25 protein-coding genes are annotated in these 23,819 nt (G+C 71.4%); 17 read left to right on the top strand and 8 right to left on the bottom strand.

The window, feature by feature from the left end; genetic code table 11:
• Nucleotides 1-232 precede the first annotated feature (232 nt).
• A complete protein-coding gene (locus GLX30_RS33395; RefSeq protein ID WP_159694637.1) occupies nt 233-1,345 on the top strand; it encodes a galactosyldiacylglycerol synthase in 1,113 nt (370 codons plus the stop codon).
• 129 nt (nt 1,346-1,474) lie between these two features.
• On the opposite strand, the gene GLX30_RS33390 is transcribed toward GLX30_RS33395, so the two are convergent.
• The 3 genes from GLX30_RS33390 to GLX30_RS33380 are packed head-to-tail and all read right to left on the bottom strand — an operon-like array spanning nt 1,475 to nt 5,222.
• Nucleotides 1,475-2,248, bottom strand: a complete 774-nt coding sequence (locus GLX30_RS33390) for an SDR family NAD(P)-dependent oxidoreductase (protein WP_244258376.1) — start codon at nt 2,246-2,248, stop codon at nt 1,475-1,477.
• On the bottom strand, nt 2,248-2,739 hold the full coding sequence (locus tag GLX30_RS33385; protein WP_159694636.1) for a hypothetical protein: 492 nt from the start codon (nt 2,737-2,739) through the stop codon (nt 2,248-2,250). Before GLX30_RS33385 ends, GLX30_RS33390 begins: the two co-directional genes overlap by 1 nt.
• On the bottom strand, nt 2,736-5,222 hold the full coding sequence (locus tag GLX30_RS33380) for a nitrate reductase (protein WP_159694635.1): 2,487 nt from the start codon (nt 5,220-5,222) through the stop codon (nt 2,736-2,738). Before GLX30_RS33380 ends, GLX30_RS33385 begins: the two co-directional genes overlap by 4 nt.
• 277 nt (nt 5,223-5,499) lie before the next feature.
• Between GLX30_RS33380 and ctaD the strand changes: the two genes are divergently transcribed.
• The 6 genes from ctaD (at nt 5,500) to GLX30_RS33350 (ending at nt 11,209) form a co-directional block, all read left to right on the top strand.
• Nucleotides 5,500-7,260, top strand: a complete 1,761-nt coding sequence (ctaD, locus tag GLX30_RS33375; RefSeq protein ID WP_159694634.1) for a cytochrome c oxidase subunit I — start codon at nt 5,500-5,502, stop codon at nt 7,258-7,260.
• Nucleotides 7,257-7,619 (top strand): hypothetical protein, encoded by a 363-nt coding sequence (locus tag GLX30_RS33370; RefSeq protein ID WP_159694633.1) that lies wholly within the window; start codon nt 7,257-7,259, stop codon nt 7,617-7,619. The genes ctaD and GLX30_RS33370 overlap by 4 nt, the downstream gene beginning before the upstream one ends.
• Nucleotides 7,620-7,674: 55 nt before the next feature.
• Nucleotides 7,675-8,556, top strand: a complete 882-nt coding sequence (locus tag GLX30_RS33365) for an oxygenase MpaB family protein (protein ID WP_159694632.1) — start codon at nt 7,675-7,677, stop codon at nt 8,554-8,556.
• A 142-nt stretch (nt 8,557-8,698) separates the two neighbouring features.
• Nucleotides 8,699-9,523 carry a PP2C family protein-serine/threonine phosphatase gene (locus tag GLX30_RS33360; protein WP_159694631.1) on the top strand — a complete coding sequence of 275 codons (825 nt, stop codon included), beginning with the start codon at nt 8,699-8,701 and terminating at the stop codon, nt 9,521-9,523.
• A gap of 103 nt (nt 9,524-9,626) precedes the next feature.
• Entirely contained in the window at nt 9,627-10,670 is a 1,044-nt protein-coding gene (locus GLX30_RS33355) for an MASE1 domain-containing protein (protein ID WP_159695388.1), read from the top strand.
• 56 nt (nt 10,671-10,726) lie between these two features.
• A complete protein-coding gene (locus tag GLX30_RS33350) occupies nt 10,727-11,209 on the top strand; it encodes a nucleoside deaminase (RefSeq protein WP_159695387.1) in 483 nt (160 codons plus the stop codon).
• A 218-nt stretch (nt 11,210-11,427) separates the two neighbouring features.
• On the opposite strand, the gene GLX30_RS33345 is transcribed toward GLX30_RS33350, so the two are convergent.
• Entirely contained in the window at nt 11,428-11,940 is a 513-nt protein-coding gene (locus GLX30_RS33345; RefSeq protein ID WP_244258534.1) for a transglycosylase SLT domain-containing protein, read from the bottom strand.
• 556 nt (nt 11,941-12,496) lie between these two features.
• Between GLX30_RS33345 and GLX30_RS33340 the strand changes: the two genes are divergently transcribed.
• Nucleotides 12,497-12,637, top strand: a complete 141-nt coding sequence (locus GLX30_RS33340) for a hypothetical protein (RefSeq protein WP_159694630.1) — start codon at nt 12,497-12,499, stop codon at nt 12,635-12,637.
• A gap of 144 nt (nt 12,638-12,781) precedes the next feature.
• Here GLX30_RS33340 and GLX30_RS33335 read toward each other — a convergent pair whose 3' ends face one another.
• A complete protein-coding gene (locus GLX30_RS33335) occupies nt 12,782-13,402 on the bottom strand; it encodes an L-threonylcarbamoyladenylate synthase (RefSeq protein ID WP_159694629.1) in 621 nt (206 codons plus the stop codon).
• 284 nt (nt 13,403-13,686) lie between these two features.
• On the opposite strand from GLX30_RS33335, the gene GLX30_RS33330 reads away from it, so the two are divergent.
• Nucleotides 13,687-14,223: a DNA starvation/stationary phase protection protein gene (locus tag GLX30_RS33330; RefSeq protein WP_159695385.1), complete on the top strand. Its 537-nt coding sequence runs from the start codon at nt 13,687-13,689 to the stop codon at nt 14,221-14,223.
• Nucleotides 14,224-14,486: 263 nt separating this feature from the next.
• On the opposite strand, the gene GLX30_RS35685 is transcribed toward GLX30_RS33330, so the two are convergent.
• Nucleotides 14,487-14,600, bottom strand: coding sequence for a hypothetical protein (locus GLX30_RS35685; protein WP_347879809.1), 114 nt, complete (start codon nt 14,598-14,600; stop codon nt 14,487-14,489).
• A gap of 381 nt (nt 14,601-14,981) precedes the next feature.
• On the opposite strand from GLX30_RS35685, the gene GLX30_RS33325 reads away from it, so the two are divergent.
• Nucleotides 14,982-15,143 carry a hypothetical protein gene (locus GLX30_RS33325; RefSeq protein ID WP_159694628.1) on the top strand — a complete coding sequence of 54 codons (162 nt, stop codon included), beginning with the start codon at nt 14,982-14,984 and terminating at the stop codon, nt 15,141-15,143.
• Between the two features lie 228 nt (nt 15,144-15,371).
• Here GLX30_RS33325 and GLX30_RS33320 read toward each other — a convergent pair whose 3' ends face one another.
• Nucleotides 15,372-16,583, bottom strand: coding sequence for an MFS transporter (locus GLX30_RS33320; protein WP_159694627.1), 1,212 nt, complete (start codon nt 16,581-16,583; stop codon nt 15,372-15,374).
• A gap of 162 nt (nt 16,584-16,745) precedes the next feature.
• Here GLX30_RS33320 and GLX30_RS33315 point away from each other — a divergent pair, with 162 nt between their 5' ends.
• From GLX30_RS33315 to GLX30_RS33295, 5 genes are all read left to right on the top strand, one after another.
• Nucleotides 16,746-17,279, top strand: coding sequence for a winged helix-turn-helix domain-containing protein (locus GLX30_RS33315; RefSeq protein WP_159694626.1), 534 nt, complete (start codon nt 16,746-16,748; stop codon nt 17,277-17,279).
• A 442-nt stretch (nt 17,280-17,721) separates the two neighbouring features.
• Entirely contained in the window at nt 17,722-18,474 is a 753-nt protein-coding gene (locus GLX30_RS33310) for a serine/threonine protein kinase (RefSeq protein ID WP_159694625.1), read from the top strand.
• 19 nt (nt 18,475-18,493) lie between these two features.
• A complete protein-coding gene (locus GLX30_RS33305) occupies nt 18,494-20,011 on the top strand; it encodes a serine/threonine-protein kinase (RefSeq protein ID WP_159694624.1) in 1,518 nt (505 codons plus the stop codon).
• A gap of 100 nt (nt 20,012-20,111) precedes the next feature.
• The gene (locus tag GLX30_RS33300; protein ID WP_159694623.1) at nt 20,112-21,029 is read left to right on the top strand and encodes a hypothetical protein; all 918 of its coding nucleotides are present in this window, start codon (nt 20,112-20,114) and stop codon (nt 21,027-21,029) included.
• Nucleotides 21,030-21,051: 22 nt separating this feature from the next.
• On the top strand, nt 21,052-21,528 hold the full coding sequence (locus GLX30_RS33295; RefSeq protein ID WP_159694622.1) for a hypothetical protein: 477 nt from the start codon (nt 21,052-21,054) through the stop codon (nt 21,526-21,528).
• Between the two features lie 271 nt (nt 21,529-21,799).
• Here the strand turns inward: GLX30_RS33295 and GLX30_RS33290 are convergent, their stop codons facing one another.
• Nucleotides 21,800-22,357: a TetR/AcrR family transcriptional regulator gene (locus GLX30_RS33290; protein ID WP_244258375.1), complete on the bottom strand. Its 558-nt coding sequence runs from the start codon at nt 22,355-22,357 to the stop codon at nt 21,800-21,802.
• Between the two features lie 94 nt (nt 22,358-22,451).
• Between GLX30_RS33290 and GLX30_RS33285 the strand changes: the two genes are divergently transcribed.
• Entirely contained in the window at nt 22,452-23,066 is a 615-nt protein-coding gene (locus GLX30_RS33285) for a DUF2867 domain-containing protein (protein WP_159694620.1), read from the top strand.
• A gap of 6 nt (nt 23,067-23,072) precedes the next feature.
• Nucleotides 23,073-23,528: a hypothetical protein gene (locus tag GLX30_RS33280; RefSeq protein ID WP_159694619.1), complete on the top strand. Its 456-nt coding sequence runs from the start codon at nt 23,073-23,075 to the stop codon at nt 23,526-23,528.
• Nucleotides 23,529-23,819 lie beyond the last annotated feature (291 nt).

Raw genomic sequence — 23,819 nt, 5'->3', positions numbered from 1 at the left:
ACCGACGGAACATGGGGACCTCCCGGATCACGGACCGAGCGGGTCCAGCCTGTCGAGTAACGGGTCCAGCCTGTCGGGGAACCGCCCGGGCGCCGCCCGACAGCAGGCGCCGCGGTCGCCGGTTCACCCGATCGGTCCCCCCGGCGCCCTTCCCGGACACCGGTGGCTCCGGTTCGGGGCCACCATGGACCGACGGATCTGTCCGGCGCAGGCGTGCCGAGGAGGTGGCCCCATGGGTGGGCGCTTCATGGTGCTCAGCGCGGGCATGGGGGCCGGCCACGACGCGGTCGCCGGTGAAATGGGGCGCAGGCTCGCCGCAGCGGGCCACGAGGTGCTGGTACGTGACGTGCTGACCCTCCTGCCGCCCGGCACCGGCCGGGCTCTGAGATCGTCGTACCGGTTCTCCGTACGGCACGTTCCGGGCCTCTACGCGGGCGTGCACGCGGTGTTCCTCGAGCAGTGGAGCGGCGCGGGCCGTCCGCCCTCACGCCGCGGCACGGTGACGGACATGGCCCCGCTCGCCGCGCTGGCGGAGGGCCGGCTGACAGCGCTCGTCCGCGACCGGCGCCCCGACGCCGTGGTCTCGACCTTCCATCTGGCCGGTCAGATCACCGGCCGGATGCGCGACCGCGGCACCCTGGCTGTCCCGAGCGCCGTGTTCGTCACCGACTTCGCCGTCCACCGCGGCTGGCTCCACCCCGGCAACGACCTGTACCTGTGCGTCACGCGGACGTGCGCGGAGGCGGTGCACGCGGCGACCGGCCGGCCGGCGACCGCCCCCGGGCCGGTGGTGCCGCCGGAGTTCGGCCGTCCCGCCGCGCAGGACCCGCCCGGCTGGGCCGACGGCCGGCCGCCGGTGCTGATCTGCACCGGCGCCTGGGGCGTCGGGTCAGGGCTGACGCGCACAGCGGAGGTGCTCGCGCGCCACGGCTGCCTGCCCGTGCTGCTGTGCGGCCGCGACGAACGGCTGCGCCGCCGGGCGGCCGCGGTACCGGGCGCGGTCGCGCTCGGCTGGGTGGACGATCTGCCGGAACTGATGTCCCACGTAAGGCTGTTGATCGACAACGCGGCCGGCCAGACGGCGGTGCAGGCACTCGCCGCGGGCGTTCCCGTCATCGGCTACCGTCCGATCGCCGGCCACGGTGTCGAAGGTGTACGCGCGATGGCGGCGGAGGGCGTGACGGTGTGGGCGGGCGGCATCGGCGAACTACTGGCCCGCGTGGACGAGTTGGTCGCGCCGGGTCCCGTGAGGGACGGTCAGGTCGCACGCGCCGCGGCCTTGTTCCGTGACGACGCGGCACGCCTCGTCGCCGCCTTGCCCGGAAGCGGTCCGCCGGGCGCCTGACGCCCGCGCGGGCGGTGACGGACCGCACCGCGGCTCAGCAGGAGCGGTCGGCCGGGCACGGGCCGAGGCTCAGCCGAAGGGCCGGCCGGGCACGGGCCGAGGCCACTGCGGTGGCGACAGCCCGACGGCTCAGCCGAAGCGCTCGGCCAGGCGCCGGAAGACGAGGGGCACCGCTCCGTGGATACGCGCCGGCAGCCGCAGCCACTGCGGCAGGAAGATCTCGGCCCGGTGCCGCCGCATCACCGCCCGCCAGACCGCTTCGGCCACCTGCTCCGGGGTGAGGAGCTTCAGGCCGGTGCGGCGGGGCGGGGTGCCGCGCCGTTCGAAGAACGGCGTGTCGACGATGCCCGGCAGCACCAGGGAGATCGTCACGCCGGTCCCTCTCAGTTCGTACGCGAGACTGTCGGCGAAGGTGCCCAGCGCCGCCTTGGCCGCCGAGTACACCGCCTCGTCGCCGACGCCCACCGCTCCGGCGATGGAACCGAGCAGCACGATCCTTCCCCTGCCCCGCTCGACCATCTGCGGCAGGAGCTGATGCACCAGGTGCACGACGGACGCCAGATCGACGGCCAGCACCTCGTCGATCGCCGAAGCCGGTATGGCGGTGAACGGCCCTGCCCAGCCGACGCCGGCCGCCGCCACCAGGACGTCCACGCGGCCGGCGGATCCGATGGCCTCGGCGGCGATCCGGCCGGCGCTCGCCGGGTCGCTCAGGTCGGCCCGCAGCGGGGCTCCGCCCGTGCGCGCCGCCACGTGGTCCAGCCGCTCGGCGTCGCGTCCGTGCAGGAGCAAGCGCCAGCCGGGCACGGCGGCGAAGCGGGTCGCGACGGCGGCCCCGATCCCGGAGGACGCCCCGGTGATCAGCATCACCGGCCCCTTCGCTGTTCCCTGTCCTTCCGTCATCACAGGCTCGTCAGCAGTTGCGGCGAGATGTTCTTGATCATGGTGTTGGTCCAGCGCATCTGCCGGAGCGTCTGCGGGTGGCAGGATGAGGCGAGTTCGAGGAGCCGGGTGTCCTTCGATGCCTGCGCCACCTGCGCGAGCATCTCCCAGGAGAGCGAGTTCTCGGCGGCGTCCAGATGCAGATCACGCAGGTCCCGCAGGAGCAGCAGGCCGGGCTCCGGCCGGTGGCCGACGGCCTGCGCCGCCTTCTGCCGCATCAGTGTCAGCAGTCCGGGCGAGGGCTGCGCCGGCGATTCGTCGAGTTCGAGCCCGTAGGCGCGACCGGTGACGGCCAGCCGTTCGACGTGTTCCCGGGACCAGCCCGCGAGGTCCTTGGCGACGTGGTGGACCTCGTGCTCCGTGCTGTGCCGGTCCGCCACGGTGAGCAGTTCCTCTGCCAGGTGCCGCTCACCGTGGTGGAGGACACGCAGAGTGAGACGGATGCCGTTCACTGCCGGCCCCCTTCCTGCGAGGAACCGTCGTCCGTCGTCTGCCGCACGCGGGCGTCGGGTCCGCCTTCCGTCGCGGGGACGCCGGAGTCACGGCCGGGCTCGGAGGCGGTGGTGGTGGGGGCGGGTGAGTGTCGCCCGCTGCCCTTCTCCACGAGGGTGAGCGTCGCGGCGGCGGTCTTGAACAGCGGCTGCTTGGAGGCCGCGTCCCAATCCGTGACGGTGGTCTCGTTCGCGGCCCGGCCCGGGACCGAGGCGTTGGGGCCGAAGCCGGCGGGGGTGTCCCAGTAGCCGTAGTGGAAGGGCACGAACAGCGTTCCCCGCCGCAGTCCGGTGACGCGCAGCCGCCCCCGCAGGGAGCCGCGCGGGGAGCCGACCTCGACGAGGTCGCCCTCCGCGAGGTCGCGTGCGGCGGCGTCGGCCTCGGAGATCTCCACCCACACATCGGGCGCCGCCGCGTTCAGTTGGGGTGTGCGGCCGGTCTTGGTTCGCGTGTGGAAGTGGTAGACGGTGCGACCGGTCGTCAGCTGGAACGGGTACTCCTCGCTCGGCGCCTCGTGCAGCGGCATGAACTCGGCGGCCTTGAGCATGGCCTTTCCGTCCGGGTTGAGCGAGCGGTACTCGACGACGCCGGAGGACGCGCCGGTCACCAGGTCCTTGCCGTAGGCCTCGCAGCGGTCCGGGTGCGCCCAGCTGATCCCGTCGGTGTACAGACGCGGCGTGCCGGAGGGATCGTCCTCGGTGCAGGGCCACTGGACACCGCTGCCGCCGCGCAGCAGGCCGTACGAGAGACCGGTGTAGTCACAGGGCCGGCCGGCGCTGCAGCGCTTCCACGCGTCGAACGCCGACTCGGGGTCGCGCCAGGGGATCAGCGGGCCGCCGTCCTTGTCGCGGAAGTCCATACGGGCGGCGTAGTCGAGGAAGATGTCCAGGTCGGGCCGCGCCTCCCCGGGCGGTTCCACGGCCTTGTCGGACAGGTGCACCGTGCGGTCCGCGTTGGTGAAGGTGCCGGTCTTCTCGCCCCAGGTCGCCGCGGGGAGGACGACGTCGGCCAGTTGGGCGGTCTCGGTCAGGAACAGGTCCTGCACCACCACGAACAGCCGTTCACCGGAGAGGATCGAGCGGATCCGTGAGAGCTCGGGCAGTGAGACGGCCGGGTTGGTGCCGCTGATCCACAGCATCCGGATGGAGCCCTGCTCCGCGTAGCGGAACATCTGCATGGCGTGGGTGGGCGGCGCGTAGTGCGGGATGGTGGCCGGTTCGACGTTCCACACCCTGGCCAGGTCGGCCACGTGCTCGTCGTTCTCCCAATTCCGGAATCCCGGCAGGTCGCCGTTGGCGCCGCACTCGCGGGTGTTCTGGGCGGTCGGCTGCCCGTTCATCTGCAGCACGCCGGCGCCGGGCCGTCCGAGCATCCCGCGGATCAGGTGCAGGTTGTTGATCTGGACGGCGGCCGCGGTCGCCTGATGGGACTGGTAGACGCCCTGCAGCACCGTGGAGAGCAGCCGGTCGGCGCCACCGAGGACTTCCGCCGCCTCGACGATCAGCCTGGCGGGTACGTCGCAGATCGCGGCCGCCCACTCGGCGGTGCAGTCCTTGACGCGTGCGGCGAGTTCCTCGAAGCCGACCGTGTGCGCCTCGATGTACTCGTGGTCCACCCGGTCGTGACGGATCGTCTCGTGCAGCAGCGCGTTGAGGAGCGCCACGTTGGTGCCGGGACGCGGCGCCAGATGCACCGTGGCGCGGCGTGCCACCCGGGTCGGCCGCGGATCGACGCAGACGAGCCGCGGCGGGTCGGCCCCCTCCAGCCGGTCCAGTACGCGCATCCACTGCACCGGCTGGGTCTCGGCGAGGTTGTGCCCGAACAGGGCGATCACGTCGGCGTGGTCGATGTCGTCGTAGCTGCCCGGCTGTCCGTCGCAGCCGAAGGATTCCTTGAGGGCCTCCGCGGCGGTGGAGGTGCACAGTCGGGTGTTGCCGTCGAGGTGGTTCGTCCCGATGCCGGCCCGGGCGAGGACCGCGAGCGTGTAGTACTCCTCCAGGAACAGCTGACCCGTGGTGTAGAAGCCGATGGAGCCCGGACCGCGTTCCTCCAGCAGCTCGCGGGAGCGGGCGACGACGCGGTCCATCGCCGTCGGCCAGTCGGTCTCCACCAGCCGTCCGTCCTGTCGGATCAGCGGCCTCGTCAGCCGGTCGGGCGAGGCGTTGGCCTGCCAGGCGAAGAGGTCCTTGGGCCCCAGCCGGCCCCGGTTGACCCGGTCGACCGCCCTTCCTCGCACACCGACCATGCGGCCGTCCTTGACGGCGATGTCCATCGCGTCCCCGTCGGAGTGCAGGATCGAGGCCGACTGCACCCACCGCTGGACCTCGTCCTCCGTGACGCCCTCGGCGAGGTGGGTGTCCACGCGGGTCGGCCATGCTCCGTGCCGCGAGTACGGGGTCCGACCGCCCCAGGGTTCGGCGATCCGGTCCACCGAATCTTCCACGTCGACCTCCCTCGTCGTACGGGCGGTACGGGGCGTACCGACCGCACAGAAGTACCCGGGATCGGCGGGCCCTAACGCACGGTGCTTGCGAGCGGGCGTCGGCCACGGCCCGAGCACGCGGGCCCGACGGACGGTCACCCGAACAGCGGATGTCGCAAATAGCCCCTAGGGCCCCACACATATACATTGCACCGGTATATGTCCTTGGGGTCGCCGCCTGTGGGTGCAACAGCGCCCGGAGCCAGGGCAGACGGCACCCGAACGTACGGGAGTTCGTGTGGCATCTCAGTCAGGTTCTCGCCTCGATGAGCAGTCGGAAGACGCCTATGAGGACGAGCTGCCCGTACACCGCAGGCAGCCCGGCAATGTCGTCGTGAAGTGGCTGACGACCACCGACCACAAGACGATCGGCACGCTCTACCTCGTCACGTCGTTCATGTTCTTCCTCATCGGCGGCGTGATGGCGCTCTTCATGCGCGCCGAGCTGGCCCGGCCGGGCACGCAGATCATGTCGAACGAGCAGTTCAACCAGGCGTTCACGATGCACGGCACGGTCATGCTGCTGATGTTCGCGACGCCGCTGTTCGCCGGTTTCGCGAACTGGATCATGCCGCTGCAGATCGGCGCGCCGGACGTGGCCTTCCCGCGTCTGAACATGTTCGCGTACTGGCTGTACCTCTTCGGCTCGCTGATCGCGGTGGGCGGCTTCCTCACCCCGCAGGGTGCGGCCGACTTCGGCTGGTTCGCCTACGCCCCGCTGTCGGACGCCATTCACTCCCCCGGGGTGGGCGGCGACATGTGGGTGATGGGCCTGGCGTTCTCCGGCTTCGGCACGATCCTCGGCTCGGTCAACTTCATCACCACGATCATCTGCATGCGCGCTCCCGGCATGACGATGTTCCGGATGCCGATCTTCACCTGGAACGTACTGCTGACCGGTGTACTGGTCCTGCTCGCCTTCCCGGTCCTCGCGGCAGCGCTGTTCGCCCTCGAGGCGGACCGCAAGTTCGGCGCCCACATCTTCGACGCGACCAACGGCGGCGCGTTGCTGTGGCAGCACCTCTTCTGGTTCTTCGGGCACCCCGAGGTGTACATCATCGCCCTGCCGTTCTTCGGCATCGTCACCGAGATCCTGCCGGTCTTCTCGCGCAAGCCCCTCTTCGGTTACATCGGCCTGGTCGGTGCGACGATCGCGATCGCCGGTCTGTCCGTGACGGTGTGGGCCCACCACATGTACGTCACAGGCGGCGTGTTGCTGCCCTTCTTCTCGTTCATGACGTTCCTCATCGCGGTACCGACCGGTGTGAAGTTCTTCAACTGGATCGGCACGATGTGGCGAGGTTCCCTGTCGTTCGAAACACCGATGCTCTGGGCGATCGGCTTCCTCGTGACGTTCCTGTTCGGTGGTCTGACGGGCGTCATCCTCGCGTCGCCGCCGCTGGACTTCCACGTCTCCGACTCGTACTTCGTCGTCGCGCACTTCCACTACGTCGTCTTCGGCACCGTGGTGTTCGCGATGTTCGCCGGATTCCACTTCTGGTGGCCGAAGTTCACGGGCAAGATGCTGGACGAGCGGCTCGGCAAGATCACGTTCTGGACTCTGTTCATCGGCTTCCACGGCACGTTCCTGGTGCAGCACTGGCTGGGCGCCGAGGGCATGCCCCGCCGTTACGCGGACTACCTCGCCGCCGACGGCTTCACCGCCCTCAACACCGTGTCGACGATCGCGTCGTTCCTGCTGGGCCTGTCGATGCTGCCGTTCCTGTACAACGTCTGGAAGACGGCGAAGTACGGCCGGCAGATCACGGTCGACGACCCGTGGGGCTACGGCCGCTCGCTCGAGTGGGCGACCTCCTGCCCGCCGCCGCGGCACAACTTCACCACGCTCCCCCGGATCCGCTCGGAGTCGCCGGCGTTCGACCTTCACCACCCGGCCATCGCCACCCTGGACGAGGCCTCGGACACCGGTCGGCGGGATGTCGTCGAGCCGGGGAAGGGAATCGCTCCGCCCCTCGGCGAGGGGAAGGACAACCGGTGAGCGGCCCGGTGCGACAGACGGAGTCGGAGGTCGCCGCGGGCATCGCCAGGCTCGAGGGCTACCTGCTCGCCCAGAGCCGGCTCCAGGAGGCCCGGCAGGAGGCGGAGGCCTTCGCCGGCCGGATGCCGTGGCTGACCGGTGCGCAGCGCGAGGAGGTCGTCCGCGTCTACACCCAGGACCGCATCGCCCTGTCCCGTCGTGTGCTGGAGGCCCTGGTGTCCCGGGCCGACGAGCTGCGGCTCGAGTACACCGAGCGGTACGAGGAGCTGCGGCGCCGGCTGCTCTGCGCGGGCGTCGCGGCGGTCCTCGTCTCCGCGGTCCTGTGCGCCTTCGCCGGCCTGCTGGCCGCCCACCGCTGACAGAAGGACGGCAGGCCGGGACCGCGCACGTCCGGCGGGGCGGGATACTGGTGGCGTGAGCAAGGCACCGCCCGGGATCCGCGGTCTGCGGCGGCAGCTCGGCAGCAGCATCTTCACCCGGGTCGCAGGCCCCGCGGCGGGGCAGACGCGCGCCCGTATCCATGACACGCCCGGGCCCCGCTGGTTCGGGCCCGACCGGCCCATCCGTACCGTCCACGGCGACGCCTCGATGTTCATCGGCGGGCTCAGCGCCCTGCTGTTGCAGTCGCTCCATCCGCTGGCCATGGCGGCCGTCGCCGCCCATTCCGGGTACCGGGGCGATCCCTGGGGGCGTTTGCAGCGCACCAGCACGTTCCTGGCCGTGACGACGTACGGCACGGCCGACGACGCCCAGGAGGCGGTGGAGACGGTACGGGCCGTCCACGAGAGCGTGACGGGCCGGACCGCCGACGGTGAGCGGTACCGTGCCGCGGACCCGCATCTGCTCGGCTGGGTGCACGTCGCCGAGGTCGACAGCTTCCTGCGCGCCCATCAGCGCTTCGGTGCCCGTCCGCTGGACGGCGCCGGCTGCGACGGGTACCTCGCCGACACGGCACGCGTCGCCGCCGCCCTGGGAGTGATCGACCCCCCACGCGACCGGACCGCGCTGGCCGAGCGGATCGCCGCGTACCGCCCCGAACTGCGCCCTTCGCGGGAGGCCCTGGAGGCGGCCCGTTTCATGCTTCTCCATCCGCCGCTGCCCCTGTCCGCCCGGGCGCCGTACGCGGTCCTGGCCGCGAACGCCGTCGCCCTGTTGCCGTCGTGGGCGCGGAAGCCGCTCGGGCTGCCCTACGCGCCGACGTTCGAGAAGTGCTGTGTGGGCCCGACAGGAACCCTGCTCACGGGCGCTGTCCGGTGGGCCATGGCATCGCCTCCCCCACCCCCTGAGCCGGCCTGACCGGTGCCCGGGTGCGCACCCCGGGCAGGTCCGGGTCGCCGGAAATACAATGAACGCGGGCTGAACGGCCCACCCGGCCGATGCCCCTGTGCGCCGCACAGATCCGGGCCGGTCGACCTGCCAAGGCAGTTCGGAGAGGTCCATGACCCGGCGTCGTCCCGTGCGATCGGCGACCGCGGACGAGATGCTGACCACGCTCGGCCGCCTCACGGACCGTGCCCGCGAAGGCGCGGAACGGCAGAAGGCACGGGTCGAGCTCGCCGAGGCCCTGCAGCGGTCGATGCTGCCGGCCGACCTGCCCACGGTGCCCGGGCTGCGGGTCGCGGCACGGTACACGCCCGCCAGGAACGGCCTGGACATCGGCGGCGACTGGTTCGACGGCTTCTTCCTGCCGGACGGCTCACTCGGCTTCTCCATCGGCGACGTGCAGGGCCACGACGTGGAGGCCGCCGCATTCATGGGGCAGGTCCGGACAGGGCTGCGCGCCGTCGCCACCGTCACGACCGACCCGGGCGAGGTGCTGCGCCGCGCCAACGAGCTGCTGCTCTCCGTCGACCACGGGCTTTTCGCGACGTGCAGCTTCCTGCGCTACGACCCGGCCACCGGCACACTGCAGAGCGCCCGCGCGGGACACGTGCCCGCCCTGTGGGCGACGGCCGGCGGCGAGGGCGGGATCGTGGCCGACGAGGCGGGGGTACCGCTGGGGATCCTGCCCGGCGAGGTCTATCCGGTGGCGAACCGGCGACTGTCCGAGGGCAGCGCGTTCGTGCTGGTCACCGACGGCGTCGTGGAAGGCCCCGCGTATTCGATCGAGGCGGGTCTGGACGCGGTCGCCGAGCTGGTCCGCGCCGCGGTCCGGGAGAGAACGGACGTGGAAGAACTGGCCACGCAGGTGATGGGTGTGGCGGCGCTGACCGACCACACGGACGACGCGGCCGTGCTGGTCCTCCTCAACGAGCCCGCGTAGACCGCTGCGGCGGCCCGGCGCGCGGTGGCTCCCGGCAAGTTCGGGCGTCCCGGCAGCGCGTGTCACGAGGACGGGCCGGCGACGCTCCTGTGTGATGACGTGCGTGGTCCGCAGCGAACAAGTCCGGGGTCCGGCCGCAGCAGTGCTGCGTGTGCTCGCCGTCGCCGCCGCCTACTGGGCGGGCGGGCGGATCGGCCTGCTCCAGCAGGTGGTCGTGGAGGGAGCTGTGGTCACACCCCTGTGGCCGCCCACCGGGATCGCGCTGGCCTGTCTGCTGTGGATAGGGGTGCGGGTGTGGCCCGGCATCCTCCTCGGCGCGCTCCTGACCATCGCGACGATCGACTCCGTCGGCGTGGCCACGCTGGGCATCCTCGCCGGCAACACGTTGGCTCCGCTGGCCGCGTACCTGATGCTGCGGCGGGTCGGCTTCCGCACCGATCTGGACCGGCTGTGGGACGGGCTGGCGCTGGTGTTCCTGGGTGCGCTCGGCGGCATGCTCGTCAGTGCGACGTTGGGCGCCTGCACCCTGGTGCTGAGCGGTGCGCTGCCGCTCGGCGAGTTCTGGCCGGTGTGGTCCGCGTGGTGGGCCGGTGACGCGATGGGTGTCCTGGTGATCACGCCGCTCCTGCTGGTGCTGCGCCGGGCGCACCTGCCGCGCGACACGCGGGCGTGGTGGTGGACGGAGGCAACGGTCCTCGGTCTGGCGTCGCTCACCGTGACGCTGCTCGCCACCCGGGTCAGCCTGTCACTGCTGTTCCTTGTCTTCCCGATGCTGATCTGGGCAGCGCTGCGGTTCCAGCTGCCCGGCTCGGCACCGTGCGCACTGCTGATCTCGGTGCTCGCGATCTCGGCGGCGACCGACGGCATGGGCCCGTTCGAGGGTCGCAGCGTGCTGGAGGTCATGGTCGTGCTCCAGGCACTGAACGGGTGCGCGGCGCTGACAGGCCTGCTGCTGGCGTCGATCGTCACGGAGCAGAATGCCGTGCGCCGCAAGATCGAGAAGGCATGCTCCGACCTCGCGGAGGTCGTGGAGCAGCTCGCGCCGGGCGAGGGCGCCCATTCATGGACGCCGCGCGACGGCGGCCGGCACCCCGGGGAACAGCGCAGGACCGGACAGGGGCCCGGCCCGGACATGACGCCGGGGTAACGTCGCCGCACGGGCCCGCGGGTGCGGGCGCAACGGAGCACACCATGGGGGTTGCGATGACCGACGCGTCCGAGCTGCGGCACCTGAGGCGGTGCGTGGAACTGGCGGCCGAGGCGGTGGAAGCCGGCGACGAGCCGTTCGGTTCCGTGCTGGTCGACGGCCACGGCAGGGTCCTCGCGGAGGACCGCAACCGGGAGACTTCGCTGGCCGACCAGACGCAGCATCCCGAGTTCGCGCTCGCCCGGTGGGCGGCCGAGCACATGACGGCGCAGGAGCGGCGGGCGGCGACGGTCTTCACCTCGGGTGAGCACTGCCCGATGTGCGCGGCCGCCCATGGCTGGGTGGGTCTCGGCCGTATCTTCTACATCGTCTCGTCGCGGCAGCTCGGCGAGTGGCTCGCCGAGATGGGGGTGCCCGCCCCTCCGGTGCGGACCCTCCCGGTCCAGGAGATCGTGCCCGGCCTCGAGGTGCACGGTCCCGTGCCGGAGCTCGCCGGGCAGGTGCACGATCTGCACCGGCGCTTCCGCGCGGGACGCTGACAAGCGCAAGGCGCACCACGCTCCGGCAGCCGCCGGGATGTGGTGCGCCTTGCTGCGCCGGTCACGTCGGGCGGACGCGGGCTGCCGCGTCGTGCCGCGTGAGACGGCCGGGAACCGGAGACGCCGCGGTCGCGCAGAAGCGCTGACCGCGGCGTCGGACCCGGTGACGGTGCGCCGGCACCGGGTGTGGTGCGGGCGTCCGCGCGTCGTGGCGCGGATCAGTAGGCGGAGTCGACGTTGTCGATGGAGCCGTACTTGTCGGCGGCGTAGTTCGCGGCCGCGGTGAGGTTGGCGACCGGGTCGGTCAGGTCGTGCGGGGTGCCGTCGACGTGGTAGGCGTCGAAGGTCGGCTGGATGACCTGCAGCAGGCCCTTGGACGGCGTGCCGTTCTGCGCGTTGACGTCCCAGTTGTTCTGGGCGTTCGGGTTGCCGCTGGACTCACGCATGATGTTGCGGTGCAGGCCCTCGTAGGTGCCCGGGATGCCCTCGGACTTCATGATGTCCAGGGCCTCCTTGATCCAGCCGTCGAGGTTGTCGGCGTAGGCCTTCTTCTTGGCCTTCTTGGCCTTCTTGGCCTTGTCCGCGTCCTTCGCGTTCTCCGCCGTCTTCACCGCCGGAGCGTCGGCCGACACCGAGACCGCGACCTTCGACGCGTCCGCGGCGGCGGGGGCCGCACTGGCGGGCGAAGGGGCCAGAGTGAGCGCCACGGCAGCGGCGCCGGCGGTGGCCATGCCGGTGATCGAGAGCTTGCGGAGACGGGCGGTACGGCTGGTCTGGGTGAAGGCGGTGATACGGATGGGACTCTCCAAACGATGGACATCAGGGCTGCCGACCTACGTGCGGTTCGGCGGGGCGGAAACCTCTCCGCCATGTGGCCCGGCACAGTCGGACGGGCGGGACGCCCTGTCCGGTTCATGTGCTTCCCGGGACGTCAGCCATGGTTAGGGGCGGTCGTAGCGCGACGCAAGAATGTGACCTACTACCCCACTTAAGAGAAATGACCGAAAGATCGCTTCTCAGCCCTGGCCCTGGCGCATCGGACAGGCGGTGTCCACTACCGCCTTTAGGAAGTGACCTGGCCCCTATGCGCGGCATCACAACGGAGGGCATCTCTCGGAGGCCGGGAATCACTGCGAGCGGGCAGATCTCACGCTCTGTACACACGACGACGGGCCGGTGCAGGTCCCTCCGGGCCGCCGGTGAGCCGCAGCGCCGGCAGGCAATGGCCCTGCGGGAAGGGCGCCCGTGTGGCGGCGGGACACCCGTGGGGGCAAGCCGGCTGAAGTGGTGACCGGCGTCGGCGTGGTGCTCGGCTCCGACTCCTCGGTCTTCCTCGACGGGCGCCGGCGCGACGGGCTGCTGTGGGAGCGGCTCCTCGGGCAACCAGGACCGGTGGATCGCCTGCGCGCGGAGCCTCGGTTCGGATGAGTCGTCAGTCGGGCGCGAGGCGGTCTCACCGACGAGCAGCTACGACGCCGGATTCCATCTGTGCGGTGCGATGCTCCGGCTCCGCAGCATCGCACCGCATTCACGACCTGGACACCGGACAGGACTCAGCCAGCCAGGGGCCCGCTACTCGAACCGCGAAGGGTCGCCCGCTCCCCGGCGTACGATCTCGGGCTCGCCGCCGGAGAAGTCGATGACCGTGGTGGGCTCGGTGCCGCAGTCGCCGGAGTCGACCACCGCGTCCACCGCATGGTCGAGCCGTTCCTTGATCTCCCAGCCCTGGGTCATCGGCTCGTCCTCGTCGGGCAGCAGCAGGGTGCTGGAGAGCAGCGGCTCCCCGAGCTCCGCGACCAGGGCCTGGGCGACGACATGGTCGGGGATCCGTACCCCGACCGTCTTCTTCTTCGGATGCAGCAGCTGGCGTGGCACCTCCTTCGTCGCCGGGAGGATGAAGGTGTAACTGCCGGGGGTCGCCGCCTTGATCGCGCGGAACACGTCGTTGTCGACGTGCACGAACTGCCCGAGCTGCGCGAAGTTCTGGCACACCAGGGTGAAGTGGTGGCGGTCGTCCAGGTTCCGGATCGACCGGATCCGGCCGATGCCGTCACGACTGCCCAGCCGGCACCCCAGTGCGAAGCAGGAGTCCGTCGGGTACGCGACCAGCGCCCCCGATCGGATGCTGTCGGCCACAGTGCTGATGGTGCGCCGCTGAGGATTCTCGGGGTGCACGTCGAAATACTTCGCCATTCGGTGAGTCTAGGGCGTTGGGCCCGGCGGCTCCGCCTTCGGACGCCGCCGGCGGCACCGGCCCTGAGGTTTGAGGTCCGCGGCACGTCCTGCCCGGCCGTGGCGTTGTCCTACCGCCGGCCGGGACGGCCGGGGCGGCGGGCCGGGCCCGTGTCCCCTGTTCGGAGCAGTGCCGACTCGTTCTGGCCGGGCGCGACGGTGCCACCGGTGGTTGCCTGACGAGAGGAACCGCAGAGCAAGGAGCGATCGTGACATCCGAAACCCCCGACTACACCGTGCCGGGCATGTCGAAGAAGGACGGCGCAGCGATCATCAAGATGCTGCAGATGCGTCTGCACGCACTCAACGACCTGGCCCTCACCCTCAAGCACATCCACTGGAACGTGGTGGGACCCCACTTCATCGCCGTGCACGAGATGATCGACCCGCAGGTCGACCAGGTCCGGGAGATGATCGACGACCTCGCGGAGCGCATCTCCACGCTCGGCGGCGAGCCGAAGGGCACCCCTGGCGCACTCGTCTCGGAGCGTTCCTGGAACGACTACTCGATCGGCCGGGCGGAGTCCATCGAACACCTAGGCGCCCTCGACCTCGTGTACACGTCGATCATCGAGGAGCACCGCGCCGGGATGAAGGCGACCGACGAACCCGACCCCGTCACACAGGACATGCTCATCGAGCAGTTGCGCGGGCTCGAGCTGTTCCAGTGGTTCGTACGCGCCCACCTCGAGAGCAGCGGCGGGCACCTGAGCACCGCCGACGCCCGGACCGAGCGGAAGGCCGCCGAACAGGCCGCCGAGGAGGCGCGCGGACGCCCTTGACACCCGTCCGCGCCCCTCCGCGTGGCCCGGCCGTGCCTATTGCCGGCAGGTCCGCTTCCGTGGCGATCCCGCTCCGCACAGGGGCGGGCGCGGGCCATGTCCGGACCTGCCGAGCGGCTCCCGGCGGAGGGCCGGCCTGTGTACAGGGCGCTCGCGGGCAGAGTCTCGACGATGCGGGCCTTGTCCATGACCGCCGCGCGCTGGGCGAAGTGACGTACGCGCGGCAGGTCGTGTCAGATGAACGGATACGCCGGACCCGGCCGCTAGTGAACGTCGGTGAGCAGGTTCAGGACGCCCGCCCGTACGGAGGGGTCGAGGGCCGACACCGGCTCGTCCAGGGCGAGCAGTCGTGGCTCGCTCGCCGGCGCCCGCGCGATGCCGACGCGCTGGCACTGGCCGCGCGGGTCGCCGTTCGCGTCGCGAGTGACCAGAGTCGCCGCGGTGCTCCAGCGGGAGAGGTTGAAAGCGTCGTCGCTGAGCGGGGAGAGCCCGGAGCGCGGGCGGTTGCGTCACCACCACGCGGATGCGCTTGCCGCCGGAGGCCGGACCACCCGATGCGCCGGGCGGACCGGAGCCTACTTCGCGGGTTCGTCTCCGGCCGAAGGAGCGAGGTCGAGGTTCAGTGGATGAATCGCGCGGTGATCGAGACGCGCGGTGCCGACATGCGGGTTACCCCGTTCAGCTCCACACTGATGAATGGTTCGCCGGCTCTCGCTCCGGCCCCAGGCAGAAAGTCCGCGCTTCCCCAGGGAGGCTCCATGGTCTTGCTGGCCCTGTGTGTACCGATCGTGATGATGCTGCTCCTGCTCGGGATGGAAGCGTTCGAGGACTTCCTGTCCCGGCCCTCCCCGAGCCCGTCCCCGGACCCGTCGACGATCCCCGAGGAGCTCGACGACGAACTGGGCAGCGGTCAGGAGTGACCGCTGCCCACCGGGCGCCGAGAACCGGGCGTCGAGCGGGGGCTATACCACTGCAAGGGAATCGCTGACCCGCTGGGACGACCTTGTTGCACGGCCCGGTCCACTTGTCGGACAGGACGCTGACGCCGGCCGGTGAACCGCCGTCGGGACTCGCGTCCCCGCCGCCGGACGCAGTGGCCGATGCCGCCGGACCGGCGGTCGGGAGCGCCGCCAGGGCGGCGAGCGCGGCTATGCCCGTACGGGAGGCGTGGACGCGGCACGGCCCGCGGTGGCGAGCAGCACGGCTGCCGCCAGGCCCAGGACGCCGGCGGCGAGAAGCTGGACCCGATGGTCGAGAGTGGCGACCATGGCTGTGCCCGCGAGGAGGGCCAGGCCGGTCGGCGCGAAGACCAGGGTGTTCGCGGTGGCTGCGACCCGGCCGAGCAGTTCGTCCGGTGTCTCCTTCTGAACCGTGGTCAATGCGCTGATGAGCGGCCATGGCAGCCCTAGGCCGATGAGCAGACTGCCGACCGACACGACGGCCACCGAGCCACTGATCCGGGCCAGCACGCCGACGGCGAAGACGACGAGGCCGATCGCCGAGAGGGCGCGTGCCGGCATGCGGCGCAGGAGTGCGCCGGCTGCCAGACCGCCGACGACCGAGCCGAGCCCTTGGATCGAGCTGAGGACGCCGGCGAATGCGGCGGCTCGGCCCAGTCCGATGTCGAGGAGCGCGAACGTGGCCGTGCTGCTGAGGCTCGACGCCGTCATGGCGCAGCCGCCCACGAGGACCAGGGGCCGCAGCGCCGGATGCCGCCAGAGGTAGCGGATTCCATCCGCGGAGGCGGCGGTCCAGCTCTGCCGTGACCGGGCTGCGGGCGCGGGTTCACGCGCGCGGATGAGACTGAACGCGGCTGCGCCCAGGAGGAAGGAGAGCGCGTTCAGGAGGGCGACGGTGGGTCCGCCGAGGACGGTGAACAGGCCCGCACCGATCAGGGGGCCGAGCAGACCGGTGCTCTCGATCGCGGTCCTGGCAAGGCCGTTGAAGTCCCCGCGCAGCTCGCTCGGCACGGCGGAGGCGATGAGCGCGGTCTCGGCGGCGTCCATGAGCACGGTTCCCGTGCCGACCAGGGTCAGTACGGTGAAGAGCAGCCACACGTCCTCTGGAGAGCGCACAGCGACCGGCGCGGTCATGACGACCGCCAGTGCCAGGCTCGTCGCGACGAGGAGCGTGCGGCGACGCATGCGGTCGGCCAGGGTGCCGATGAACGGTCCGGCCAGGGCCGGCGCCCAGGCGCAGAAAGTCACCAGGGCGGCGAGGCTGTTGGAGCCGGTGAGCTCCTTCACCCAGACCGCGGAGGCCAGCAGCATGGCCGAGTCGCCGAAGCCGGAGATGATCACTCCTGCCAGGTAGATGCGGGCGTTGCGATTCCGCAGCACCGTGAACACGCCCGCGGCCATGCCCGAACCCCCTTGACACCGTGCCTCGTTCGATGCCGTGCCTGGTTCCCCCGGAGCGACATCTCGCTCCGATGTCTCGGTCCAGGTTGCGCGGCAGCCTACCCCCAATCATTTGATTGGGGGTAGGCCGCGTGTGTGCCGGCGTGCGCTTTACTTGCCGGTGTGACTGATCCGGACCCCGTTCTGAGGGCGCTCGCCCATCCCCTGCGACTGCGGATGCTCACGCTCATGTGGACCGGACCGATGTCCGCCGCCGAACTCGCGCGTGAACTGGACATCTCGCACGCCCTGGCCAGCGGGCACCTGCGGCGACTGGACGCCGCGGGCCTGGTCGAACTGGCCGAGGAGCGCACGCGACGCGGGGGCCGCGAGCGCCGCTACCGCACCGTCCACGGATCACCGCTGTCCGACCAGCGGGACGGGACCCAGCTGCTGGCCGCCACTCTGGCCCACACCCTTCAGGAACGCGCGGTGCGCCGGGCCCCGGAAAGCGAAGGGGTGACCGTCGATGCCGAGCTGTGGGTGGAACCGGAAGTCTGGGAAGCGGCCAGGCGGGGGCTCGCCGGCATCGCCGCCGACCTCCACGACGCCGCACACCCGCCACGCACGCCGGGAACGGTGCCTGTGGGCATGAGCCTGATGGCCTTCCCCTTGCAGGGGGCACCACGCTCCACCGACCACGGGGAGCCGTCCTGAGCACCGTGCGGGACGACGCCCGGCCGCTGCGCACTTCGACGGGGCGTGCACCGGAGACGTGAGGGCCACGCAACAAGCCGCGTCGTCCGGTGAGTTGAGTCCACGGACGGGAGCGAGCCAACGGTTTCCCAGGACCCCGCGCAGAGCGGGCCGTGACGGCACACCCGGGCACCGTGGTGGAACGGCCGAGCATCGTGACGGTATGTCCGCGCCCCCCTGCCCCCAGGCAGGCGGAGGTGGTGCGTCCGCTCGCGGCCGGTCGCTATTGTCGTGCTCCGCCTGTCGGACTGCTCGGAGGGTGAGGTCGGCCCGCCCGTCCGCACGGCGCACACCTCGTTCGACCCCCGGCACACGCACTGCGGTACCGGCAGGCCCGAGCACTCCCGATCCACCCCACGCACCCGTCGTGCGCCCACCTACGGACGTGAGCACCCTGACCACAGTGACCGTTCAGCTGCCCGACCCCGCCGGCCGGCGACCGGACGATCCGCCGCCCAGGCCGCGTCTGCTCCACATGAGCCCCGGGCAGAGCGCCGAGTTCGGACGCGGCGCGCCCGGGGCGCCGCTCCCGATCCCGCTGCACGATCCCGGCGTCTCGCGCTGCGCGGGGCAGATCACCGCCGTCGAGGACTACTGGCGGCTGTCCAACTACAGCTCCGGCGCCACGTACGTGGTGGAGAATCTCGAAGGCGCCGGCGAGCACATCAAGGTCGCTCCTGGACGCATCGGCGCACCCGTGCCGTTCGAGCTCTCGCGGGTACTCCTGCCCGCGGTCGGGGACCCGGTGGAGTTCAAGGTGTTCGCCCCGCAGCACGCCTACGCGGACCCGGGCTGCGATCCCGCTTCCGGAGAACCGACCGCGACCCCGTTCTCGCTCGACCCCACGGCCAAGTACTTCCTGGTCCTGCTGGCGCTGTGCGAACCGCGGCTGCGGTCCGCGTCGAGCGCGGCCGTTCCCGGTGTCGGCGAAGTCGTCGAGCGGCTGCGGCCGATCCCCTCCTGCGGCGACCTGACCCGGTCCGCCGTGAACTACCACATCGACTACCTCGTCACGACGAAACTGCGCATGCGCGAGGAGCGGGACGGCCCCTACCCGGACGGCGGCAAGCGCGAGCGGCTCGTCGCGCTGGCACTCCGCTTCGCCCTGGTCCGCGAGGAACACCTGAACCTGCTGCCCCCGCCCGTCAGACACTGATCGAAAGGCCCCGCCGAGGATGGAACGACCCCACACCCCTCCCCCGCTCGACATCCCCGCCGGATACCGGATCGCCGACTGGACGGTGAAGGGCCTCATCGGGTCCGGGAGTTGGGGCAGCGTCCACGCCGCCGAGAGGACGGTAGACGGGGCGTCGGCCGCCGTGAAACTCCTGCGCACCGACCTGCTCACCCCCGGCCAGCGGGCCACCTTGGAGGAACTGACGCGCCAGGAGGTGCGCTTCAGCAAGGAGGCGGACCACCCGAACCTGGTGCGCACCCATGCCGTGGTCACCCTGCGCGATGCGGCCAGGCCCGACCTGGACGGTGTGACCGCGCTGGTGATGGACCGGGCCGAGCGCAGTCTCCAGGACCTCGTCGCGGCCGGCCGGCCCGGGACGCCCCTGCCGAACGCCGTACTTGTCCTCGCCGGCGTCGCCGCGGGACTGGCCCACATGCACGCCCACGGCTGGGTGCACGCCGATCTCAAGCCCGCCAACATCCTCCTGGGGGCTCGCGACGCCGTCTGGCTCGCCGACTTCGGCCTCACCGTGGAACTCGAGGGAACGCACGCCTACATCCCTCCGATCGGCTCGCTGGACCACGTACCGCCGGAGTGGTGGTCGGAGCGGACGGGCGTCCGTGGCACGACGGTCCGCCGAACGGCCGACATCTGGGCGTTCGGCGTGGTGGCGCACCAAGTGCTGACCGGCGGCCTGCACCCCTTCCCCGGCGGCACCGCGCGGGCCCGGGCCCTTGCCGCCCAGGCGTACGCGAACGGATCGACGCCGCTGCGTCTGGACGATTCCCTGGATGCCCAGTGGCGGAAGCTGATCGCCGAGTGCCTGGCCCCGGACCACGCCTCCCGTGCCGCACTGGACGCGGCAGAGCTGGCCCGGCGGGTCCGCGCGCTGCACGCCGGCACGCGTCCCCGGTCGCTGTTGCGGCACCCGGCCGTCCTGTCGGCCGCATGCGTCACCCTGGCCGGAGCGGTCACCGCCCTGGCGCTTGCGCTGCCGCCGGAGCGGAACGGCACGGCCCAGGAACCGAAGGCCCCCGCGACGAACCGTGCGGCGGCCGGGGCCGTCCCCGCAGACTCGGACGTGCCCGTCACCCTTCGGCAGACCATCACCGACGCGGCCAAGCGCTGTACGGAGGAGGAGGTCACCCCGGCGCTGCTCGCCGCCATGCTCAAGGCCGAGAGCGGCTTCGACGCGAAGGCGTCCCGGCCCGCCACCGACGAACACGGCATCGCCATGTGGACGCCGGCGGTGTTCCGGGCGTGGGCGGTGGACGGCGACGGCGACGGGCGCAAGGACCACATGTCACCGCCCGACGCCATCGCCACCATGGCCGTGTTCGCGTGCTGGCTGGACCAGCGTTTCAAGCAGAGCGGGCTGCGCGAGAACCTGCCCGCCCTGATCGCCGCCGGCTACCGCACCAGCGACAAGGCCGTCATCGAGACCGGTGGTGTGCCGAAGCAGGTGCAGCCCCATGTGGACGAGGTCCTCGCCAATCTGAGCGCGTACACACGCTGACACACTCCTGCCCCGGCCGGACCCTGACATCCGTCAGGACCCGAGCCGCCCCCCGCCGACCTAACGTTCCGGTCGTCGAACACAAGGACCTGGGGGGGCCATGACAGGACGCAGCAGCCGCACGGTGACGGCGGCCGTCCTCCTGTGCCTGACGGCACCGGTGGTGGCGGCCTGCGCCGCTCCGGCCGGCACTGCGCCGGCCGGAGCGGCTCCGGCGGCGTCCACCCTTCGCGAGCCCACCGCCGCGGAGCGCGGAACACTGGCACGGGCGGAGAAGCTGCTGACGCGGGACTGCATGCGGAAGCAAGGCTTCTCCTTCTGGGTCACGGAGGACCTGCCCAGGCCGGTGGACGAACTGTTCCCCTACGTCGTCGACGACGAGGACTGGGCCGCGGAGAACGGCTACGGCAGGGGCATACGGCAACGCAGGGAGGCCCTCGCCGCCCGTGACCCCAACCAGCTCTATTTCCAAGGGCTTTCCGCGGAGCGCAGGTCCGCGGCCGTGAACGCGCTGAACGGCCCCGAACCGGTGGGCCTGGAGGCCCAGGTCCCCGGCATGGGGACGGTCCGGCACAGCGACCAGGGGTGCGAGGCTGCGGCACAGCGCGCGCTCTACACCGACCTGCCGAAGTGGTACAGGGCACGGAAGGTGACGGAGACCCTGGAGGACCATGTGCGGTCCGCGGTCGTCACCGACCCGCGGTTCACGGAAGCCGTCACCCGCTGGTCCGCGTGCATGCGGGCTGCGGGACACACATACGCCTCGCCCCCGGAGACGCGCAGGAAGTTCCTGCGCTCCGAGGACGCGGGGACAGCGGGCGCCGCGGAGGAGGAGACCCGGACCGTCGTGGCAGAGGCCCGGTGCGCCGCCTCTTCGGGTCTGTCGGCGCAGATCCTCACGCTCGAACGCGTCCACCGGCAGCGGACGAACGCCCGGTACGCCACCGAAGTGGCGGACCGCAGGGCGCTGGAGCACCAGGCACTGGGCCGCGCCCGCGACATCGTCGAAAGAGGCTGAACCACATCATGAGAGGCAGAAAATGAAGAAGATCCGCCTGTTCGCCGCCGCGGCGGCGACCGCTCTGGCCGTGTCCCTCCCCATCACCTCGGCCCAGGCCGCCGACGGGCCGGACGCCGCGCCCCGCACGGCTGCCGCGGCGGCGGACGGGCAACTGCACGCCTGGGAGCACGAGTACCGCGGCGGCGGCCATTGCAGCTGGACGGGCTCAAGCCGCCACTGGGACGGCCTGAAGGAGACGGCCCAGCCAGGGTGCGGCGGGATGCGCAACAGAGCCACCTCCCTCGAGAACCGCGGCTACGAGGGTGTCGACGCCGTGAACCTCTACTGGGACATCGACCAGGAGGGCGCGTGGGCCTGCCTGGCCCGGGGCGACATGTGGATGGATCTCTCGCTCGGCTGGGAGAAGTTCAGCCACAAGAGCTGGCTCAACAGCGGCGGATACGGCGAGAGCCTCCAGGACAACATCTCCTCCCACCAGTGGGTCGAGAGCTGCTGACAGGCAGCGACGACCGCGGCCGTCCCGGGCAGACCGGGACGGCCGCGGCTGTTCCGGGCGCCGGGCGCCGGGGAGTTGACGCCGCAGGCGGAACGAGCACGGGCCGCCGGTGGCCACGGGCCGGAGCGAGCACGGCCGCCCGTGATCACGCACCGGGGCGAGCACGGCCGCCCCGTGATCACGCGCCGCCGGGCCCGCGTGCGCCGCCGGCCGCGAGCACACAGGCCGGTGCACGCCTGCGCGGGTCAGGAGCGGACAGTCGCCTCGGGCGTCACGGCCGGGGGCGCAGGAGAAACTCCCCGGCCAGGTGGATCGCTTCGCGTTTGGTACGTCCGGGATGGTCCGCGGCGATGAAGTGGCGGCCGATAGCGAGCGCGAAGGCCAGCGTGCATCGCGCCTCGACCTCGTCGGGGTCCGCGACGAAGCTGCGGAACATCGAACGAAGGAACTCCATGCGGACGTTGTCGATCCGCCTCAGTCGGGCGGCGACCGCCGGGTCATGACGGGCCCACTCGCGGACCGCGAGATCGATCCGGTGCAGGTCGTCGGAGAAAGTCAGTTGGCCGGCCCGCCGGACTCTTTCGGCAGGGTCCCCGCCCTCGGACTCGACCTGCTCGAGAACGCTGTCGGTGCAACGGCGTTCCCACTCGTCGAGCATCTCGGCGAGCAACGCGGTGCGACCGTCGAAGTATCCGTAGAAACCGCCCTTCGTCACGCCGATCTCGGCAGCCAGAGCCTCTACTCGGACCGCGTCCGGTCCGCCCCGGGCGAGGGCGTCAAGTCCGGCTTCGATCCAGCGACTTCGTGGGGTGCGCGCGACGGGGGGCACCTGCTCACCTGCTCTCGGGGGTGTCGTGCGGTGGGTTCTGTACGGTACCGTACAGATGAAATGTACGGCTGCGTACAGAACGAGAGGCCGACGCGTGGCACGACTCGCGAAGTCCACCTTTGCCGGACATCGGTGGCGCATCCACGAACTCACTTCCGACTTCGAGGTCGAGGACGTGTGGGCGTTCCGGACCCCCGGAGCCGGGCCTGACGACTTCCCCACGATGCTGATGGCCATGCGGACGGCCGGCAGGCTCACCGAACAGGCCTGGCCGGTGCGGTTCCTGTTCGCCGTCCGATGGAAGCTCGGCGCGCTCCTCGGCTGGGACGACCCGGCAGCGGGTGTCGGTGCGCGGGTCGCCTCGCTCCGCGACCGCCTCCCCGGCGACCTCCGCGACGCACCCCGGGGCGAGGACAACGACAGCATGCCCCTGAAGGGGCTCTACGAGCTTCCGACGGAGTCCGCCCGAGAACTGGCGAACAAGACCGTGCACACCGTGATGCACCTGAGCTGGGCGCAGGGGGCGGACGGTGACCACGAGCTGCGGATGGCCGTACTCGTCAAGCCCAACGGACGGTTCGGGCGGCTCTACATGGCCGCCATCGCGCCCTTCCGGCATCTCGTCGTCTACCCGGCGCTGGCCCGGCAGTGGGAACGGGCCTGGCGCGACCGCGACGACCTTGCGGCGCAGCACGGAGAACGGGGCTGACTGACGATGAACGCCGGTAAGCGACTGCTGCGTCGGGCGAGCGGCATCATGATCGCGCTGGGGACGGGGCACCTGTTGCTGCTGACCCTGTTCGCCTGGGGAGACATCAGCGGATGGATGGATCGGGGGGTATGGGCCGCCGTCCCGCTCGCACTGAACGAGGGGGCGCCCGGTCGCACGGTGGAGTCCCTGCAGAACGAGGTCACTTTCTGGGCCGGCCCGGGCAGCTTCGCCGTGCCTCTGATCCTCCTCGGCTGCCTGACGTGGCACCTCGCGGCCCGCGGGGTGGTAGTGCCCGCCTGGGCCGGCTGGGGCCTCGCGGCGTGGTGCTTCGTCGGCGGTGTCCTGCTCGTGCCGTCCCCGTACTTCGCGGGCGTCGTCGCCGGCGCGCTCGTCGTCCTGGCGGCGCGGAAGGAGGCCCGCTCACGGACGGCCCGCGCCCGGGAGCACGAACCGGAGTGATCCGCAACCTGCCGTGACCTGCGACGGGCCGTGAGGGCCGGGCAGCGCATGACGTATCCGCTGACGCAGCGGGCGCACACAAGGTGGTGCCGGGTGCCGGAGGTGCACAACAGGTACGCGCCAATACCTCCACCGCCGTTCTGTCGAGGCGTGGGGCACGGCCTCCGCGCCGACCGTCCCGCCGTACCGGCTCCACCGTGCACGTATGCGATCAACGACCGTGCGCCACACTTTCGCCGCATGCCCTTCACACCAGGCACACTTTCGGTCGTTCCCGGTCCCCGGGCGCCG

Origin of the sequence: Streptomyces sp. Tu 2975, from assembly GCF_009832925.1 — a bacterium.
Classification (GTDB): Bacteria; Actinomycetota; Actinomycetes; order Streptomycetales; family Streptomycetaceae; genus Streptomyces.
The sequence above is the reverse complement of the archived record's forward strand: the minus strand, read 5'-3'. Positions and strand labels throughout refer to the sequence as shown.

Coding starts and splice junctions, on each gene's coding strand:
- GLX30_RS33395 (WP_159694637.1), top strand. CDS start 233: ATGGGTGGGCGCTTCATGGTGCTCAGCGCGGGCATGGGGGCCGGCCAC.
- GLX30_RS33390 (WP_244258376.1), bottom strand. CDS start 2,248: ATGACGGAAGGACAGGGAACAGCGAAGGGGCCGGTGATGCTGATCACC.
- GLX30_RS33360 (WP_159694631.1), top strand. CDS start 8,699: ATGACCCGGCGTCGTCCCGTGCGATCGGCGACCGCGGACGAGATGCTG.
- GLX30_RS33350 (WP_159695387.1), top strand. CDS start 10,727: ATGACCGACGCGTCCGAGCTGCGGCACCTGAGGCGGTGCGTGGAACTG.
- GLX30_RS33345 (WP_244258534.1), bottom strand. CDS start 11,940: ATGGCCACCGCCGGCGCCGCTGCCGTGGCGCTCACTCTGGCCCCTTCG.
- GLX30_RS33335 (WP_159694629.1), bottom strand. CDS start 13,402: ATGGCGAAGTATTTCGACGTGCACCCCGAGAATCCTCAGCGGCGCACC.
- GLX30_RS33330 (WP_159695385.1), top strand. CDS start 13,687: ATGTCGAAGAAGGACGGCGCAGCGATCATCAAGATGCTGCAGATGCGT.
- GLX30_RS33325 (WP_159694628.1), top strand. CDS start 14,982: ATGGTCTTGCTGGCCCTGTGTGTACCGATCGTGATGATGCTGCTCCTG.
- GLX30_RS33320 (WP_159694627.1), bottom strand. CDS start 16,583: ATGGCCGCGGGCGTGTTCACGGTGCTGCGGAATCGCAACGCCCGCATC.
- GLX30_RS33305 (WP_159694624.1), top strand. CDS start 18,494: ATGGAACGACCCCACACCCCTCCCCCGCTCGACATCCCCGCCGGATAC.
- GLX30_RS33300 (WP_159694623.1), top strand. CDS start 20,112: ATGACAGGACGCAGCAGCCGCACGGTGACGGCGGCCGTCCTCCTGTGC.
- GLX30_RS33295 (WP_159694622.1), top strand. CDS start 21,052: ATGAAGAAGATCCGCCTGTTCGCCGCCGCGGCGGCGACCGCTCTGGCC.
- GLX30_RS33280 (WP_159694619.1), top strand. CDS start 23,073: ATGAACGCCGGTAAGCGACTGCTGCGTCGGGCGAGCGGCATCATGATC.